The 16812-nt window shown below is 72.6% G+C and carries 17 protein-coding genes; 7 read left to right on the forward strand and 10 right to left on the reverse strand.

Annotated features, from left to right (window positions below; genetic code table 11):
* Positions 1–27: 27 nt before the first annotated feature.
* From ACZ4FV_RS21460 to ACZ4FV_RS21500, 9 genes are read right to left on the reverse strand one after another with little or no spacing between them, the layout of a single operon-like run.
* A complete protein-coding gene (locus ACZ4FV_RS21460; RefSeq protein WP_395867165.1) occupies positions 28–1284 on the reverse strand; it encodes a sulfate adenylyltransferase subunit 1 in 1257 nt (418 codons plus the stop codon).
* A complete protein-coding gene (cysD, locus tag ACZ4FV_RS21465; protein WP_402232029.1) occupies positions 1284–2237 on the reverse strand; it encodes a sulfate adenylyltransferase subunit CysD in 954 nt (317 codons plus the stop codon). Before cysD ends, ACZ4FV_RS21460 begins: the two co-directional genes overlap by 1 nt.
* The gene (locus ACZ4FV_RS21470) at positions 2234–2695 is read right to left on the reverse strand and encodes an adenylyl-sulfate kinase (RefSeq protein ID WP_395867161.1); all 462 of its coding nucleotides are present in this window, start codon (positions 2693–2695) and stop codon (positions 2234–2236) included. Before ACZ4FV_RS21470 ends, cysD begins: the two co-directional genes overlap by 4 nt.
* Entirely contained in the window at positions 2692–4551 is a 1860-nt protein-coding gene (locus tag ACZ4FV_RS21475; RefSeq protein ID WP_395867159.1) for a M20/M25/M40 family metallo-hydrolase, read from the reverse strand. The genes ACZ4FV_RS21470 and ACZ4FV_RS21475 overlap by 4 nt, the downstream gene beginning before the upstream one ends.
* Positions 4552–4609: 58 nt before the next feature.
* Positions 4610–5806 (reverse strand): MFS transporter, encoded by a 1197-nt coding sequence (locus tag ACZ4FV_RS21480; RefSeq protein ID WP_402232030.1) that lies wholly within the window; start codon positions 5804–5806, stop codon positions 4610–4612.
* Complete coding sequence (locus tag ACZ4FV_RS21485) at positions 5806–6576, reverse strand: SDR family NAD(P)-dependent oxidoreductase (RefSeq protein ID WP_395867155.1); 771 nt, start codon at positions 6574–6576, stop codon at positions 5806–5808. The genes ACZ4FV_RS21480 and ACZ4FV_RS21485 overlap by 1 nt, the downstream gene beginning before the upstream one ends.
* Before the next feature lie 9 nt (positions 6577–6585).
* On the reverse strand, positions 6586–7581 hold the full coding sequence (locus ACZ4FV_RS21490; protein ID WP_395867153.1) for a sulfotransferase: 996 nt from the start codon (positions 7579–7581) through the stop codon (positions 6586–6588).
* An 18-nt stretch (positions 7582–7599) separates the two neighbouring features.
* Positions 7600–8493 carry a family 3 encapsulin nanocompartment shell protein gene (locus tag ACZ4FV_RS21495; protein ID WP_395867151.1) on the reverse strand — a complete coding sequence of 298 codons (894 nt, stop codon included), beginning with the start codon at positions 8491–8493 and terminating at the stop codon, positions 7600–7602.
* 51 nt (positions 8494–8544) lie between these two features.
* Entirely contained in the window at positions 8545–8952 is a 408-nt protein-coding gene (locus ACZ4FV_RS21500; RefSeq protein ID WP_395867149.1) for a hypothetical protein, read from the reverse strand.
* Between the two features lie 64 nt (positions 8953–9016).
* On the opposite strand from ACZ4FV_RS21500, the gene ACZ4FV_RS21505 reads away from it, so the two are divergent.
* Positions 9017–9958 (forward strand): LysR substrate-binding domain-containing protein, encoded by a 942-nt coding sequence (locus ACZ4FV_RS21505; RefSeq protein WP_395867147.1) that lies wholly within the window; start codon positions 9017–9019, stop codon positions 9956–9958.
* A gap of 70 nt (positions 9959–10028) precedes the next feature.
* Here ACZ4FV_RS21505 and ACZ4FV_RS21510 read toward each other — a convergent pair whose 3' ends face one another.
* Entirely contained in the window at positions 10029–10811 is a 783-nt protein-coding gene (locus ACZ4FV_RS21510; RefSeq protein ID WP_395867145.1) for an SDR family NAD(P)-dependent oxidoreductase, read from the reverse strand.
* 285 nt (positions 10812–11096) lie between these two features.
* Between ACZ4FV_RS21510 and ACZ4FV_RS21515 the strand changes: the two genes are divergently transcribed.
* The 6 genes from ACZ4FV_RS21515 to ACZ4FV_RS21540 are packed head-to-tail and all read left to right on the forward strand — an operon-like array spanning position 11097 to position 16805.
* Positions 11097–11279 carry a lysine biosynthesis protein LysW gene (locus ACZ4FV_RS21515; RefSeq protein WP_395867143.1) on the forward strand — a complete coding sequence of 61 codons (183 nt, stop codon included), beginning with the start codon at positions 11097–11099 and terminating at the stop codon, positions 11277–11279.
* A 27-nt stretch (positions 11280–11306) separates the two neighbouring features.
* The gene (locus tag ACZ4FV_RS21520; protein WP_395867142.1) at positions 11307–12212 is read left to right on the forward strand and encodes a RimK family alpha-L-glutamate ligase; all 906 of its coding nucleotides are present in this window, start codon (positions 11307–11309) and stop codon (positions 12210–12212) included.
* Positions 12209–13234, forward strand: a complete 1026-nt coding sequence (gene argC / locus ACZ4FV_RS21525) for an N-acetyl-gamma-glutamyl-phosphate reductase (protein ID WP_395867140.1) — start codon at positions 12209–12211, stop codon at positions 13232–13234. Before ACZ4FV_RS21520 ends, argC begins: the two co-directional genes overlap by 4 nt.
* Before the next feature lie 57 nt (positions 13235–13291).
* The gene (locus tag ACZ4FV_RS21530) at positions 13292–14197 is read left to right on the forward strand and encodes a transketolase (protein WP_402232034.1); all 906 of its coding nucleotides are present in this window, start codon (positions 13292–13294) and stop codon (positions 14195–14197) included.
* Positions 14194–15186, forward strand: a complete 993-nt coding sequence (locus tag ACZ4FV_RS21535; protein ID WP_395867136.1) for a transketolase family protein — start codon at positions 14194–14196, stop codon at positions 15184–15186. The genes ACZ4FV_RS21530 and ACZ4FV_RS21535 overlap by 4 nt, the downstream gene beginning before the upstream one ends.
* Positions 15186–16805: an AMP-binding protein gene (locus tag ACZ4FV_RS21540; protein ID WP_402232036.1), complete on the forward strand. Its 1620-nt coding sequence runs from the start codon at positions 15186–15188 to the stop codon at positions 16803–16805. The genes ACZ4FV_RS21535 and ACZ4FV_RS21540 overlap by 1 nt, the downstream gene beginning before the upstream one ends.
* The last annotated feature ends 7 nt before the right edge of the window (positions 16806–16812 follow it).

Here is a 16812-nt window from a genome sequence, read left to right on the forward strand (position 1 = left end):
GAGCGTGGGCACGGGTGTCTTCCCCGGTCAGGCCGGGGTCTCGGCCATCCCCGCGGACAACGTCGTTCCGTCGATCGGGTCGATCAGCAGGAACGAGCCCGTGCGCCGGGAGTGCGCGTACGGGTCGAGGGCGATCGGCTCGGCGGTGCGCAGCACGACCGTGCCGATGTCGTTGGCGACGAGTTCGCCGGGGGCGGACCGGTGCGAGAGGTCGTCGAGGTTCAGCCGCGAGGGGATCTCCTTGACGATCGCCCGCACCGTCCTGGTGGTGTGCCGCAGCAGCACCCGTTGACCCGGTGCCAGCGGCCGGTCGTGCAGGTGGCAGACGGTCCCGCGGACGTCTCGGGTGGGGTCGGGCGCGGTGTCCTCGGGGGCGAGCAGATCGCCGCGGGAGATGTCCAGGTCGTCGGCCAGCCGTACGGTCACCGATTGCGGCGCCCACGCGGTGTCCACCGGTTCGCCGAGAGCGTCGATGCCCTCGACGGTGCTGGTGCCTCCGGACGGCAGCGTGCTGACCCGGTCCCCCACCCGCAGCACGCCGGAGGCGATCTGGCCCGCGTAGCCCCGGTAGTCCGGGAGTTCGGCGGTCTGCGGACGGATCACGTACTGGACCGGGAAGCGCGTCGGGTCGCCGTCCGGGTCTCGGGTGACCGGCACCGTCTCCAGGTGTTCGAGCAGGGTCGGCCCGGCGTACCAGTGCATCGTCCCGGTCGGCTCCACCACGTTGTCCCCGGTCAGCGCGGAGACCGGGATCGCGGTGACCTCGGCCACCCCGAGCGCGGCGCAGTAGGCGGTGAACTCGTCCGCGATGCCCGCGAAGACGGTCTCGGACCAGTCCACCAGGTCCATCTTGTTGACCGCGAGCACCACGTGCCGGACCCGCAGCAGCGCGGCCACCGCGGCGTGCCGCCGGGTCTGTTCGACCACGCCGTTGCGCGCGTCGATGAGCACCACGGCCAGCTCGGCGGTGGACGCCCCGGTGACCATGTTGCGGGTGTACTGCACGTGCCCGGGGGTGTCGGCGAGGATGAACCGGCGGCGGGGCGTGGCGAAGTAGCGGTAGGCCACGTCGATCGTGATGCCCTGCTCACGCTCGGCCCGCAGGCCGTCGGTGAGCAGGGCCAGGTCGGGTGTGTGCTGCCCCCGGTCGAAGGAGGCCTGCTCGACCGCCTCCAGTTGATCGGCCAGGATCGACTTGGAGTCGTGCAGGAGTCGGCCGACCAGGGTGGACTTGCCGTCGTCCACGGAGCCGGCGGTGGCGAAGCGCAGTGTGTCGACGATCATCAGAAGTAGCCCTCTCGCTTGCGGTCCTCCATCGCGGCCTCGGACATCCTGTCGTCGGCCCGGGTGGCGCCCCGCTCGGTCAGGCGGGACGCGGTGATCTCGTCGATGACCTTCTCGACGGTGTCGGCGTCGGAGTCCACCGCGCCGGTGCAGGACATGTCGCCGACCGTGCGGTAGCGCACGCGCCGGCACTCGGTCGGTTCGTCCTCGCCCGGGCCGCCCCACTCGCCCCGGGTCAGCCACATGCCGGATCGGTGGAAGACCTCCCGCTCGTGCGCGTAGTAGATGGCCGGGAGTTCGATCCGCTCCCGGGCGATGTACTGCCAGATGTCCAGTTCGGTCCAATTGGAGAGCGGGAAGACCCGCACGTGCTCGCCCGGCGCGTGCCGCCCGTTGTACAGCTGCCACAACTCCGGCCGCTGCCGGCGCGGATCCCAGCCGCCGAACTCGTCGCGCAGCGAGAACACCCGCTCCTTGGCGCGGGCCTTCTCCTCGTCCCGCCGGCCGCCTCCGAACACCGCGTCGAAGCCGTGTCGTTCGATCGCGTCGAGCAGCGGCACGGTCTGCAACGGATTGCGGGTGCCGTCCGCACGCTCGCGCAGCTCGCCGGCGTCGATGAACTCCTGGACCGACACCACGTGCAGGCACAGTCCGTGTCGGGCCGCCGTGCGGTCGCGGTACTCCAGCACCTCGGGAAAGTTGTGGCCGGTGTCCACGTGCAGCAGCGCGAACGGGGGCACTCCGGGCGCGAAGGCCTTGAGCGCGAGGTGCAGCATCACGATGGAGTCCTTGCCGCCGGAGAACAGGATCACCGGCCGCTCGAACTCCCCGGCCACCTCGCGCAGGATGTGCACCGCCTCGGACTCCATCGCCTCCAGGTGCGCGAACGGATACCCCTTGTCGGTGCCGCCGGTGCCGTCGGCACCGTCGGCGCGGTTCGTCGCGATGGTCATGCCGATCCCTCCTCGATGAGCAGCGCGCGCAGCGCCGCCGCGGCCTCGGGTCCGTGCGCCGGGTCCGCCGCGATCGACGGCCCGGTCGAGTCCGCGGCGGCGCCCACGCGCACCTCCAGGTAGCGGGTCCCGCTGTCCAGGTGCCAGGCCCGCACCCGGGCCCGGGTCGCCGCGTCGGGGGCGGGCACCGTCACCAGCACGGTGGCGCCGTTGCGGGCCAGTACGTGTGCGACTCGGCCGATCCGCAGCACGTGCCCGCGGCGTTCGGCGCCGGAGGACGTCGGGTCGGCGCCGACGACGCGGCGCAGCGCGGCACCGGTCAGGATCTCCACCCGACGGTGCGCACGCCGCAACGACCGGGCCGCGACCCGGGCGAGCCGGTCCCGGTCCGCGCCGGGCGGGCCGGTGAGCCAGACGGTGGCGCCGGGCCGGCAGGTGCAGTACGCGGGCCCGGTCACGACGCACACCATCCTCGGACCGCGGCGGTCAGGATCGTGCCGGCCGCGCGGAACTCCGCCGCGTCCAACTTTTCGTGCGGGGTGTGGTCCAGCTTGGAGTCTCCCGGGCCGTAGGCGACCATGGGGATGTCGTGCCAGGTGGTGGCCAGCGTGTTCATGTCGCTGCTGCCCTTCTTGAGCAGGAATCGCGGCGTGGTCCCGGCGGCGCGGAACGCGCGTTGGAAGACCTTCACCAGCGGGCTGGAGCGCGCGGTGGACACCCCGGGGGTGGCCCGGACCACGTCCAGCGCGATGGGCGCCAGGGGCAGTGCGCGCAGCGCCGCGAGCAGGTCGTCCACGGCCAGGCCCGGCGGCACGCGCACGTCCACCGTCGCCTCGCCGAGCTGTACGTCGCCGCGGTTGTGCGCACGGATGCCCAGCACCGCGGTGAGCGCGTCCGGGTTCAGTCGTTCCACCTCGGCGCGGACCGCCCGCAGCCCCTCGACCATGCGGTCGCCGGCCGTGCGCGCGCCCTTTCCGGCGGTGTGTTCGGTGTGTTCGGACATGCTCAGCCGCAGCTTGACCAGGCCGTAGTAGCCGATGGTGAGCGCGCCCGCGCCGCTGGGTTCGCCGATCACGACCGCGTCGGCGGGGTAGTGGTCGCGGGCGTGGAAGGCACCGGCGCCGGTGATCTCCTCCTGTACGGCGCCGATCACGCGCACCTGCGCGTCGTCCGGCACCTCCAGCTCGGCCAGCGTGCGCAGGTAGGTCACCAGGCTCGCCTTGGCGTCCACGCAGCCGCGCCCGGTGAGCACGTCGCCGTCCCAGCGGACCGGCCAGCGGTGCGGCACGGTGTCCAGGTGGCCGAGCAGCAGCAGCCGGCGCGGGCCGGTGCCGCGCGTGGCCACCAGGTTGCCGGCCGCGTCGATCTCGGCATCGAGTTTGTGGGCCGCGCACCAGCCGGCGAGATACTCGGCGAGTTCGCGTTCGTCGTGCGATACCGACGACAACTGCACGGCTCGGGACAGGAGTTCGAGGTCAGGGCTGGGCGCGGGAGCGCGCCAGAACCGGGTCGCGCGGGTGGTGTCGAGGGTATGCGGGCCGGTGATCGCCACGTCGCAGGTGCCGCCGAGGGCGATCTCCGCGGCCCGCACCTTGTGCCGCATCCGGCCACGCGCGTAGCGCTGTCCCTGTCCGGGCAACATGTCGCGCAGCGTGCCGCCGTCCGCCTCGGGGTCGGCCAGCAGTCCGGCCGTTCCGGTGACCAGGCGCAGGTGGTCGGCGTCCAGGGCCTTGGCCGCCTCGGCGGCCAGCACGTCGGCGTCCACGTTCAGCGCCACGCCGCCGTCGGCGTCGGCGACCGGCGGGGACAGGCATACCACGTCGAAGGTGGCCAACAGGTCCGTCAGGCGCGCCGCGTCGACCCCGCTCACGCGTCCCGCGCGCTGGTCGCGCACCACCCTGGTGCGGCCGTCCTCGACCACTCGCAGGGGTCCGACGGCGGTGGCGCGCACGAGGCCGGCGGTGCGGGCCGGGGCGGCGAACACCGAAAGGCCGCGCCGGGTCAGCGCGTCGTCCACGCGCGGCAGCGTGAGTTGTTCGTAGGCGGCCAGCAGGTGCGGCAGTTCGGCGGGCGGACAGTAGCGCACGGTGTCGCCGGAGCGCAGGGTCAACATCCGCACCTCGCGCCCGATCCGGGCGTAGTGCTCGGTGATGCCGGCCGCGCCGCCGGCGATCACCAGCAGCCGGGCCCCGCGCCGGCGCAGCGCGAGAATCTCGTCGAAGAGCGATTCGTGCGTGAGCGTCGCGCTGCCCAGCTTGAGCACGTACAGGGCGGCGTCGCGCGCGCGGGCGGTCTCGCTCGGTGCGGCGGACATGCGAGGACTCCTTCGGTGGGTCGGCACGCGTGTGGCCACGCGCGGGGGATCGATCAGGTCACGAGGCCCGGGCTCGGTCCCGGCGCCGGGCCGCGGCGGTGCCGGTGTACAGCGAGCCCAGTGCGGCGACCGCGGCCAGCAGGAAGGTGGCGGTGTAGCCGACCTCGGCGAGCAGCCCGCCGAGCAGCCCGGCGAGGCCGACCGCGACGTCGAAGAACGAGGAGATGGCGCCCAGTACCGCGCCGCGTTCGGATTCCGGCGGAGTGTCGATCGCGATCATCGCCAGCGCCGGATACAGCAGGGTGAAGCCGCCGCCGGCGATCAGCGCGCCGGCCGCCGCGACCCACAGGGTCGAGGCGAACGCGATCAGCACCAGGCCGACCGCCTCGACGCACGCGGACACCACGATCACCGGCAGCGCGCCGACCCGATCGGGCACCCGCCCCGCGACCACCCGCACACCCACGTACGACGCGCTGAACACGCTGATCAGCAGCGAACCGTTGCCGATCCCGCGGGACGTCAAGGCCAGCGCCCCGAAGCTCGCCACCGCCGCGTATCCGAACGCGCCGAAGCCGAGTGAGAGGCCGGGCAGGATCGCGGCGCGCGGCAACAACCGGGCGGACACCGCGACGCCTTGGCGGGCGCTGTCGGGCAGCCGGGTCAGCACCGCCACGGCGACCGCGGGCAACACGGCGGCGGCCGTCCACACCGCGCCGTACGAGCCGGTCCGATACAACACTTCGCCCAGCGCCGGCCCCACCGCCAGGCCCGCCCACATCGCCAGTCCGTAGAACCCGACCACCTGGCCGCGTCGGTCCACCGGGGTCAGGGCCACCGTCCACACCGATCCGGCGGTGAACAGCAGGGCCTCCCCCACGCCGAGCACGAACCGGGCCGCCAACAACCCGAACAGGGTCGGCGGCAGCGCGTACAGCCCGCCGACCAGCACCATCAGCGCGGCGCCGAGCATCATCACCGGGCGGCAGCCGCGCTGTTGGGCCAGCCGCCCGGCGTACGGGCGCACCAGCAGGGCCACCACGCCGGACACCGTGAACGCGACGCCGACCTGGAGGGGCGAGCCGTGCAGTTCCCGGGTGACCAGTCGGGGGATGACCGTGATCGCCAGGCCGACCGCGACGAACGTGGTGAACAGCGCGACCAGGACGCCGGCGAAGGTGCGCGCCCAGGGCTGCGTCGGGCGGGCGTCGGTGCCGGCGGTATCCGCCTGGGGCCGGTGCGCGGGCGCCGCCATCAGCCGATCCCCCGCGAGTTGCCGCCGTCCACCACCACGACCGAGCCGGTGACGTAGCCGGCCTGTTCGGCGGCCAGGAAGCAGACCAGCGCGCCGAGGTCCTCGGCCCGGCCGATCCGGCCCAGCGGGATGTCCCGGGCCACCTCGGCGAGCCGTTCCTCGACCCGGGCGCCGTACTGCACGTCCAGAATGGGTGTCCGGTGGAATCCGGGGGCCAGCACGTTCACGGTCACCCCGGCCGCGCCGAACGCGTGCACCAGGCCCTTGGCGAAGCCGAGCACCCCGAGCCGGGCCACCGAGGACAGCCCGCTGCCGGGGTGCGGTTGGCGCACCGACTCCGAGGTGATCATCACGATCCGGCCCCAGCCCGCCGCGGTCAGGTACGGCGCCGCGGCGAGCGCGAGCGACACGTGCGGAAGCAGGTTGCCGTCGACCGCCTCCCGGTACTGCGCGACGGTGAAGCTCTCCACCGGGCCGAACGGCACGCCGCCGGAGTTGCTCACCACGATATGCAGGGCACCGAACTCCTCGGCGGTGCGCCGGACCCAGCCCGCGGCGGCCTCCTCGTCGCGCAGATCGATCGAGGTGGCCAGCACCCGGCCCTTGCCGCACGCGTCGATCTCGTCCCGGGCGCGGGCCAGCTTGTCCGGATCCCGTCCGCAGATCGACACATCGGCGCCCTCCGCCGCCAGCGCACGCGCGACGGCCAGGCCGATCCCGCTGCCGGCCGCGGCGACGAGCGCGGCGCGGCCATCGAGTCCGAGATCCACGGTCGGCTCCTATCGTTGCGCGGCGGCGGTCGCCGGCACCGGCTCCGCCGATGCCTTCGTCGGGTGCGCCCGGTCGCCGTGCCCGGGCAGCAGTGGATAGCCGTAGCGGCGCAGCAGGGGCGCGGTCAGTGCGGTGACGACGGCCAGGTCGCGCGGGGCCAGTTCGGTCCGCCACCGCTCGTCGGGGCGGATCTCGGTGACGCCCTGTCGCAACCGGTCCGGGTTTCCGGTGACGGTGTGGTTGCCGCCCAGGTGCACCCGGCCCCGCGCGTCGACCGGCGGCTCGTCGTCGAGTCCGGCGAAGCGCAGCACGTCGGCGAGCACGTCCGCGGGCCGCGCGCACAGGTCCTCGTGGCGCACCCGCAGGTAGCGGCCCACGGCGGTGGCGCCGACCAGTTCGGACGCCACGTTGAAGGCGTTCCAGTAGCCGCTGCTGCGGGCCGGGCTCATCGGGTCGATGTACTGCTTGGCCCGCCGATAGGACAGCGCGGTGGCCCGGGGGTCGCGCACGATGTGCAGGATGCGCACGTCCAGGTCGCGGCGGCCGAGCAGCGCGGCGGCCTCCGCCGGGTACTTCGAGCCGTCCACGATCAGCCGGCCGGCGCCGTCGTCGACGAGCCGGCGATGGATCCGCGCGGTGCGGTCCAGGAGTTCGTCCACGCCGGGGGCCGCGGGCACCCGCCCGCGGGCCTCGGCGAGCCGGGTGCGCACGTGCCGGGTGCGCAGCAGCGCGTGTTGCCGCATGGCCGTCCGCCGCGCGGTCGCCTCGAGCCCGGTGCCGTCGGTGTCCTCCAGCACACCCGACCACAGCGGGCACGCGCGCAGGCTCGTGCCGCAGCCGCAGGTCGAGTTGCTGCCCCGGCCCAGGACGCCGTTGCGCCACAGGTAGTGCAGTTCGCCCACGTGCCGGACTTCGGGAAGTTCGTTGAGGATGTTGCCCAGGAGCGTGCTGCCGCTGCGCATCCAGCCGGTGATGTACAACACGCGTGGGGACCGGTCGGCCATCGCGAGCACACTCCCTTCTCAGTCGCGGGTCAGCAGCAGGAAGTGCTGCGGAAGGTGAACGGCCAGTCCCACTCGGGTGGTTGCCTGCACCGCGTCACAGCCGTCGGGTCCGGCGCCGCGACGCAGCGCGAGCGCGGCCACGTCCGGGACGAGCAGGGTCGCGGCGGCGCGGAAGTCGCCGAGCAGTACCCGGTCGCGCGGGATCATCCGGGTCCGGGAGACGGTGACGCCCGCCTGGGCCAGGAGGGCGAGCGTGCCGGTCTTGACCAACTCCCAGTAGGTGAAGGGGTGTACGACGATGCCGTCGCACGAGCCACCGGTCTCCTCGACCTCGGCGGCGGCGACGGTCAGGCCCTCGGCCAGGTCCGCGCCGAGCCGGCCGTGCCTGCTCTCGGGCAGCGTGAGCAGACCGGGGATCGCCTTGTCCGCGCTGCCGTGCAGCAGCGACTCGTTCTCCACCACGGACAGCCGGACCAGCACGCGGTAGTCCACGAAGGACGCGAGCAGCGCGGGCTGGTCGAGTAGCCCGCGCGGGAGCGGTACGGACACCGTCAGGTCGGTGAGTTCGGCCTGCTCCAGGCGGGGCACGAAGGCGCCTTCGGGTGTGCTGCGATAGGAGGTGCCGGCCGCGGCGGTCGTCTCGGCGGGCGGCTCGTGCACGTACGGCACCCGACGGTCGGGCACCGACGCGGTCTTCAGCAGGTGCCGCACCGCGTAGCGCGGTCGGGTCGCGAACAGCGGGAAGACGGCGGGCAGATGGGCCCGGAACGGGACCACCCGATCCTCGGCGGCGGGCACGCCGCCCATCGCCCAGGCGAATTCCTCGCCGGGACTGCGCGTGCGCAGCCCGGGATCGGCGAGCGTGACCCGGACTCCCTGTTCGACGGCGGGCCCGGCGGCGGCTCCCTGCATGGCGACTCCTCGGCTGGATCCGAACTCGGAAACGTTCCTGAGTAATCGACGTTAGGCGTGATCTCCACCGCCGGGGGTCGCCGTCGAACGCGTGTTTTTATGACCCGGATAAGTGCGCGTGATTTCTCCGGACACTCGGGCGGGCGAATCGTCGACGAAATGGCCGTCGGCGCCGTGCCGGCAAACGCCCGGTTCGGCGTCGCCCGTCTCCACCGAATGCCCGTTTGCCGGCATGCTCGTCGCACGCGACGCCTGCCGCCTGCCCGCTCGGCGCCGGATCATGCCACCCGATCGCATATTCGCATTCGGCCGTGAAAATCTCATGCCGAAGTCGTGAACCGTACCGTGGAACGGCCGGTCGGCGCCCCGTACCCTGGTTTCGGCCGGCAATACGACGCCGAAGGCGCCGGCGAGGCCGAATTGCTCAGGTTTATTGATCTTGTTGCCGCACAGCATCATCTTGGCCCCGTCGCCACCCGAGCGTCAGGTGTGTGGCAAGACCCTTCATGGATGTGAGTGGAGAATGCATCACGACCTGCAAGTCAATCGACTGAGGGCTTTGTTGACCGTGGTCGACCTCGGTGGTTTCCGCCGGGCCGCGGAGGCTCTGCACATCACCCAGCCCGCCGTCAGCCAGCAGATCCGGCAGCTCAACGGTCTGATCAAGGGTCCGATCTTCACCTCGACCGGGCGCAACCTGCGGCTCAGCCCCCAGGGCGAGGAACTCCTCGGCTACGCCCGGCGGATCGTCGCGCTCAACGACGAGGCGGTGGACCGTTTCGTGCCGGCTTCGGGACACGAACGGCTCTCCATCGGGATCGTCAATCAACTCGCGGAGGCGTTACCGGAGTTCCTTCGGCTGGTCACCCGCAGGTTGCCGCAGGCGCAGGTGAGTGTGCGCACCGGCCTGAGCGAGGCGCTGGAGACCCAGGTGGGCACCGGCCAACTCGACCTGGCGCTGCTCCTGCAGACGCGCTCGGACGAACCGGCCGCCACCAGTCGCGGACTCGGCCACCTGCGGATGGACTGGTTCGGCCAGCCGGCGCACGGCGAGAACGCCGCGCTGCCGCTGACCCTGTTCACCGAGCCGTGCACCATGCGCGGGCGGATCGTGGCCGCGCTGGACGCCTGCGACGTGCCGTGGCGGATCTCCTACGAGGGCCCCGAGTTGGTCGGGCTGCGCGCGGCGGCGAAGGCCGGCATGGGGGTCGCGTGCCTGGTGGCCAACGGGGACGAGTTGTGGGACCTGCCCAAGGCGGTCCGCCCCGGGCTGCCCGCCCCGCCCGGACCATTGCCGGTGACGATGGCCTATCCCTCCGGTCTGGCCCCCTCGAACCTGCCGGCCATCGCGGAGAAGGCCTTTCGCCGGGCGCTGCTCGGCTACCCGTTCGTCGATGCCCCGCCCGTCCCGGACCCGGGCCGCGCGAACCGCCCCGAGACCCGCCGGGTGCTCGCGCACCGCTAGCCGGCCCGCGCCGCGACCGGCGCGCGAACCCGGGTCGGGCGCGGCCCCGCCCGGATCCGCCGATCGCCGGCTAACCGCGGCAGGCGGCCATCGCACCGACGTCGCCGCCGTGCGTGTCGAAGACCAGACCGGTGACGGGCTCGGCCCGCTCGCTCGCCAGATACGCGGCCAGCGCCCCGAACTCGGCGCCTTCGCGGGTGCCTTCACCACGGATCCGGTCGGCCACCCGAGCGATCTCGGCACCCGCCCCGGGATCGCCCCACAGCCGGGGGCCGGCACCGGGCCCCGCTCCCGGAACCAGCACGTTGGCCGTCACGCCGGTGCCGTCCAGGGTGTCCACCAACCCGCGCAGATAGCCGATCAGGCCCATCCGGGCCATGCCGGACAACCCCTCGCGCCCGTGCGGGCGACGTGCCTTCGCCGGCGCGATCAGCAGCAACCGACCCCAGCCGCCGCGCTTGACGATGGGCAGCGCGGCCAGCGTCGCGCTCACGTGCGGCAGCAGGTTCGCGTCGATCGCCGCGCGATAGTCGGCCAGCCGGAAGCCGTCCACCGGACCGGGCGTGATCGGGCCGGAGTTGGTCACCACGATGTCCAGGCCGCCGAAGTTGTCGGCGGTGCGGCGCACCCACTCGGCCACCGCGCACGGATCGTAGGGGTCCACCGGCATGCTCAGCACGTCGCCCGGCCCCAGCGCGTTGACCTCGACATGCGCGCGGGCCAGCCGGCGCGGGTCCAGGTCGCACAACGACACGTGCGCGCCCCGCACGGCGAGGCCCTTGGCCGCGGCCAGGCCCACACCGGCGCTCGACGCCACGACCATGGCGACGCGGTCTCGCGGTCGAACATTCATGATCGGGCCTTTCGATGTCAATCTTGCGGCGACGAATCGTCCGAGGACGATTCCATCCGGGAAATGTTAATCGCGAAACGACCGGTTGTACCGGCGTCGACAAGCAGGGCTGCTTATGCGGAAATCCTTCCCGGTTATGACCGGTCGACCATAACGGTTCGCTTTCGGTCCGATCAGATTTCCTCATTGGCATTTACCGGGGAAATCGCGTTACGGTTTTCAGTGGCAACCAGCCGACGGGTCGAGATCGCCCGGATATCACCACCACAGCCGGAGGTTGAACTCATGCAGCAGGTCGTGCAGGCCCCCGAGTGTCCCGAATGCGCGACGACGGTGACGCTCGACGAGGACGCCAGGGTGAGCGAGATCATCGAGTGCGTGGACTGTCGGAGCGAGTTGGAGATCGCGTCCGTGAAGCCGCCGAAGGTCGAGCTCGCGCCCGAGGTCGAAGAGGACTGGGGCGAATAACGGGAATCGGGAGAGGGGATTCGGTCGATGACTTCGATCCGATCAGCGGTGAACCGGTCGGCGGCGATTGCGCCGGCCGCGTCCCCGCGCCTCGCCGTGCTCGCGTCCCGGGTGCGGTTCGAGGAGAAGAGCATCATGACCGCCCTCGACCGACGCGGGATCGCGTTCGAACATCTCGATCCCCGCAGGCTGTTCGTCGCGAGCGGCACGTCGTACACCGGTCCCCGGCTGGTCCTCAACCGCGAGGTCGGGCACTTCCGGGCCCTGTACGCGGCGAGCGCGCTCGAGTCGGCGGGCGTGACGGTGGTCAACAGCGCCGCCGCCACCCACGTCGCCGGCGACAAGTGGCACACTTCGGCGGCCCTGCTCCGGCACGGGTTGCCCACGCCCAGGACCGCGCTGGCGATCACGCCCGACGCGGCCCTGGCCGCGCTCGAGGAGATCGGCTATCCGGCGGTGCTCAAACCGCTCGTCGGCTCCTGGGGACGACTGGTCACCCGGGTCACCGATCCGGCGATGGCCGGCGCCGTACTCGAACACATCGCCGCGCTCCCCTCCCCGCAGTCGCACGTGGTCTACGTGCAGGAGCAGGTCGCCAAGGCCGATCGCGACATCCGCGTCCTGGTCGTGGCCGGCCGGGCGCTCGGCGGTACGTATCGCCGAAGCACCGAATGGCGCACCAACGTGGCGCGCGGCGCGGTGAGCGAACCCCTGCCGCCCAGCGCCGAACACGCCGAACTCGCGGTCGCCGCAGCGGCCGCCGTCGGCACGGAACTGGCCGGTGTCGATCTGATCGAGGACCTGGAGGGACGGCTCACCGTGCTCGAAGTCAACGACCGGGTGGAGTTCACCGGACTACAGGGCGCCCACGGCCGCGACATCGACGTGGCCGGCGCCATCGCGGACCTGCTCGCGGCCGGGGTACGGGCGTGATCCGGGTCGGGGTCGTCGGGGCGGCCGGCTACATCGGCGGCGAGCTGCTGCGGCTGCTCACCGTGCACCCCGGGGTCGAGCTCGCCGCCGCCACCTCGCGCACCCTGCGCGGCCGGCGGATCGACGGCGTGCACCCGAACCTGCGCGGGCGGACCGAACTCGACTTCTGCTCCGAGGAGCAACTGGACTTCTACGACGCCTTGTTCCTGGCCACTCCGCACCGCGAGACGATGCGCCGGATGCCGGAGTTCCTGGAGCTCGCGGACACCGTGATCGACCTGTCCGGGGACTTCCGCCTGCACGACAAGGACGTGTACGCCGACTACTACGGCGTCTCGCACACGGCGCCGGACCTGCTGGAGACGTTCGTGCCGGGCCTGCCCGAGTTCCACCGCAGGCGACTGCGCACCGCGCGGCGGATCAGCGTACCGGGCTGCATGGCCACCGCCGGGATCCTCTCGCTGGTCCCGCTCGCCGAGGCCGGGCTGATCCGCGGCGAGGTCACCATCGACGCCCGGACCGGCTCCAGCGGCTCCGGCGCCAAGGCCGGCCCGGAAAACCTGCACGCCGAACGCAGCGGCGCACTACGGGTCTTCGCGCCCACCCGGCACCGGCACGAAGCCGAGATCGCACAGGCCGCCGGAGTCCCGGTCCGGATGACCGCGACCGGCATCGAGGCGATTCGCGGCGTGCAACTCGTGGGCCGGGCCCACCTGGTGCCGGGCGCGGACGAGCGCCGGGTCCGGGCCGCCTACCGCTCCCGCTACGCCGCGGAACCCTTCGTGCGCGTGGTCGCCCAGCGGCGCGGCATGCACCGCTTTCCCGAGGCCAAGATCCTGGCCGGCTCGAACTTCTGCGACGTCGGTTTCGCGCTGGATCGCGGTTCGAGCCATCTCACCGTGATCGCTGCCCTGGACAACCTGGTCAAGGGCGGCGCGGGCAACGCGGTCCAGTGCCTGAACGTGCGGTTCGACATGCCCGAGCGGCTCGGTCTGGAGTTCACCGGGCTGCACCCGAACTGACCCGAAGTCAGCGATATCGCGCACCACCCACACCGACCCAGGCGAAAGGAGCCAGCGATGAGCAGCAGTCCCGCGACCCTGCCCGGTCCCGTCCCGCCGGGCCGGCACGATCGGCCGCAGCCGGCCGGCGAACCGGGCCCCACGGCCGACCCGAGCGAGGCCACCGGCCGGATCCGCGAACACATCGTGGACATGTGTGCCGGACCCGAGGGCGGCCACCTGGGCGGCTCGATGTCGCTGGTCGAGGTGCTCACCACGTTGTACCTGCGGGTACTGCGGATCGACCCCCGTTTCCCGCAGGCGCCGGACCGCGACATCCTGCTGCTGAGCAAGGGCCACGGCGGCATCGGCCTGTACGCGACGTTGTGCGAGGTCGGCTTCTTCCCCGAGGAGCGACTCGCGGAGTACGCGCGGCCGGGCAGCCCGTTCATGGCCCACCCGCATCCGGAGATCCCCGGCGTGGAGATGCCGTCGGGTTCGCTGGGGCACGGCCTGGCCCTGGGCGTCGGCTTCGCGCTCGCGCACCGGCTCGAGGGGGGCGACCGCCGCTGCTTCGTGGTGATGGGCGACGGCGAGCTGGAGGAGGGCTCGGTGTGGGAGGCCGCCGCCGTGGCGGGCAACCACGGCCTGGACCGGCTGACCGCGATCATCGACCGCAACGGCCTGCAGATCACCGGTGGGACCGAGTCGGTCGGCGGTCTGGAACCGCTGGCGGACCGCTGGCGCGCGTTCGGCTGGCACGTCCACGAGGTGGACGGCCACGACATGGACGCGCTCACCCGGGTGCTGACCGCACCGCCGGTTCCGCACCGGCCCACTCTCGTCCTCGCGCACACCGTCAAGGGGAAGGGCATCCCGTTCGTCGAGGGCCAGACCCGCAGCCATTACGCCCGACTGGGCGAGCGGCAACAGCGGCGCGCCCACGCGGCGTTGCGCACGCAGACCCCCGGGGAGAACCGATGACCACCGCCACCACCGCCGAACCGACCCCGAAACCGACCGCGGCGGCCGAGCCCCGCTCCTCGCGTGAGGTCTACCGCGACATCGTGGCCGAGCTGCTGCCCGGCGACGAGCGCCTGGTCTGCCTGGACAGCGACACCGGCCTGTTCGCCGGCGTCGATTTCGGCACCGGACACGACCGCTACCTGAATCTGGGCATCGCCGAACACACCCTGATGGGCGCCGCCGCGGGGCTGGCCCGCGAGGGCCGGATGCCGTTGGTGAACACGATGGCGGCGTTCGCCGCGTCCCGGGCGCTGGAGGCCGTCAAGATCGACATCGCCCTGAACAACCTGCCGGTACGTATCGCGGCGACCCACTCCGGCGTGTCCGCGGGCCACCTCGGCCCCACCCATCACGGTCTGGAGGACCTGGCCGTGATGCGCACCCTGCCGAACATGACCGTAGTGGTGCCCGCCGACGCGGCCGGCACCGACACGCTCTTTCGCCAGGCGCTCACGCTGCCCGGACCGGTCTACTTCCGGATGGGCCGCAACGCCACCCCCGACCTCCCCGCCGGACCGCCCCTGGAACTGGGCCGGGCGCAGCGGCTCCGCCCCGGCGCCGACATCACCATCGCCGCGTGCGGCCCGTACCCGGTGCTCGCCGCCCTGGCCGCGGCCGACGAGTTGGCCGGCGAGGGCATCTCGGCCGGCGTCCTGCACGTGCACACGGTCAAACCGCTGGACACCGCCGCCCTCGCCGCGGCGGTCGGCCCCGGCGGCACGGTGATCACCGTCGAGGAGCACTGGCGCACCGCCGGCTTCGGCTCCGCCGTCGCCGAGGCGCTGACCGAACTCGTGCCGGTGCGGGTGCGTCGAGTGGCCATGCCGGACGCGTTCGTGTCGGTCGCGGGCGGCCAGCGGTATCTGGTCGAGCGCGGCGGCATCACCGCCCGCGCCATCGCCGCGCACGCCCGCTCGGCCGTCGACCCGACCCGAAAGGACCTGTGATGACCGGCTCGTACCGAGCGAACGGATGGTGGCGCGAGGAGACCCTCCTGGCCGACCTGCGCCGCGCGGTGGCCGACCATCCCGACAAGGACGCCCTCGTCTGCTACCAGGACGACACCGTCGTGACCCTCACCTACGCGGAACTCGCGCACCGGGTCGATCGGTTCGCCGCCAACCTGGTAAGGCTGGGCGTGTGCTCGGGCGATGTGGTCACCCTGCAACTGCCCAACTCGTGGCAGTTGGTGGCACTGTGCCTGGCCTGCGCGCGGATGGGCGCGGTGGCCGGCCCGGTCGTCCCGGTCATGCGCCGGCGCGAGGTGGAGTTCATGACCGGCCTGACCGAGAGTCCGCTCTACATCGCGGCGGCCGAGTTCCGCGGCTTCTCCTACGCCCGGATGAGCGCGGAGGTGGCGCGGACCGTGCCCACCCTGCGCCGGCGCGTGCTGCTCGGCGGCGACGGCGGCGAAACCGCCGACGGGGCGCTGGACTTCGACCGCGAACTGATCGAGCGCGAGCCCACGACGGCCGAACTGGCCGCCCTGGACGATCTGGAGGCGGGACCCGACGACGCCGCGCAGGTGATGTTCACGTCGGGCACCACCGGCGAGCCCAAGGGCGTGGTGCACAGCCACAACACGCTCTACGCGATGAACAAGGCACAGGCCGACGTGCTCGGGCTCACCCCCGACGAGGTCACCGCGATGGGCTCGCCGACCTCCCATCAGGCGGGCTACACCTGGAACTTCGTGATGCCCCTGCTGCTCGGCGCGACCGCCGTCCAGGTGGACGCGTGGGATCCGGCGCTGATGTTGCGCGTGCTGGAGGAGCGTCGGGTCACCTTCTTCATGGGCGCGCCCACCTTCCTCTCCGACCTGATCGAGGCGCAGCGCGCCGCTCCCCGGGACCTGTCCGCGCTGACCACATTCGCCACCGGCAGCGCCCCGATCGCGCCGATGCTGGTCGAGGACGCGCGCGAGATCCTGGGCTGCCGGTTGTACGCGCTGTGGGGCATGACCGAGAACGGCTGTGTCACCATCACCCGTCCCGAGCAGCCCGCCCTGCGCGCCGCCGAGAGCGACGGCACCGCGGTGCCGGGGATGTGGGTGCGCGTCGTCGACCGCGACCACGGCGGGCCGGTGGCCGCAGGGGAGTCCGGGCTGCTCCAGGTGCGTGGTGCCGCGCAGTGTCTGGGCTACTTCCGCCGTCCCGAGGTGTACGCGGCGTCGGTCACCGAGGACGGCTGGTTCGACACCGGCGACCTGGCCCGTTCCGACGGACACGGCGGCATCCGGATCACCGGTCGGGTCAAGGACCTGATCATGCGCGGGGCGGAGAACATCCCGGTGGTGGAGGTGGAGGCCGCGCTGCTGCGCCACCACGCGATCAAGGACGTGGCGATCGTCGGCTACCCGGACGCCCGGCTGGGCGAACGCGCGTGTGCGGTCGTGGTCCCGGCGGGCCCCGCGCCGACGCTCGCCGACCTGCAGACCCACCTCGCCGGTCTGGACATGGCCAAGCGCTACTGGCCCGAGCGGGTGGAGATCGCGACCGCGCTGCCCCGGACGCCGTCCGGAAAGGTGCAGAAGTTCGCCCTGCGCGACCGATTCCAACAAGCCTGAGGAGGGG

This window comes from Embleya sp. NPDC025285 (assembly GCF_055558835.1).

Bases quoted from the DNA above. Each gene is read 5' to 3' on its own strand.
- ACZ4FV_RS21495 (WP_395867151.1), bottom strand. From the start codon at position 8,493: ATGCAGGGAGCCGCCGCCGGGCCCGCCGTCGAACAGGGAGTCCGGGTC.
- ACZ4FV_RS21535 (WP_395867136.1), top strand. From the start codon at position 14,194: ATGACCACCGCCACCACCGCCGAACCGACCCCGAAACCGACCGCGGCG.
- ACZ4FV_RS21515 (WP_395867143.1), top strand. From the start codon at position 11,097: ATGCAGCAGGTCGTGCAGGCCCCCGAGTGTCCCGAATGCGCGACGACG.
- ACZ4FV_RS21475 (WP_395867159.1), bottom strand. From the start codon at position 4,551: ATGTCCGCCGCACCGAGCGAGACCGCCCGCGCGCGCGACGCCGCCCTG.
- ACZ4FV_RS21490 (WP_395867153.1), bottom strand. From the start codon at position 7,581: ATGGCCGACCGGTCCCCACGCGTGTTGTACATCACCGGCTGGATGCGC.
- ACZ4FV_RS21505 (WP_395867147.1), top strand. From the start codon at position 9,017: ATGCATCACGACCTGCAAGTCAATCGACTGAGGGCTTTGTTGACCGTG.
- ACZ4FV_RS21500 (WP_395867149.1), bottom strand. From the start codon at position 8,952: ATGATGCTGTGCGGCAACAAGATCAATAAACCTGAGCAATTCGGCCTC.
- ACZ4FV_RS21460 (WP_395867165.1), bottom strand. From the start codon at position 1,284: ATGATCGTCGACACACTGCGCTTCGCCACCGCCGGCTCCGTGGACGAC.
- ACZ4FV_RS21480 (WP_402232030.1), bottom strand. From the start codon at position 5,806: ATGGCGGCGCCCGCGCACCGGCCCCAGGCGGATACCGCCGGCACCGAC.
- ACZ4FV_RS21540 (WP_402232036.1), top strand. From the start codon at position 15,186: ATGACCGGCTCGTACCGAGCGAACGGATGGTGGCGCGAGGAGACCCTC.
- ACZ4FV_RS21520 (WP_395867142.1), top strand. From the start codon at position 11,307: ATGACTTCGATCCGATCAGCGGTGAACCGGTCGGCGGCGATTGCGCCG.
- ACZ4FV_RS21530 (WP_402232034.1), top strand. From the start codon at position 13,292: ATGAGCAGCAGTCCCGCGACCCTGCCCGGTCCCGTCCCGCCGGGCCGG.
- cysD (WP_402232029.1), bottom strand. From the start codon at position 2,237: ATGACCATCGCGACGAACCGCGCCGACGGTGCCGACGGCACCGGCGGC.
- ACZ4FV_RS21510 (WP_395867145.1), bottom strand. From the start codon at position 10,811: ATGAATGTTCGACCGCGAGACCGCGTCGCCATGGTCGTGGCGTCGAGC.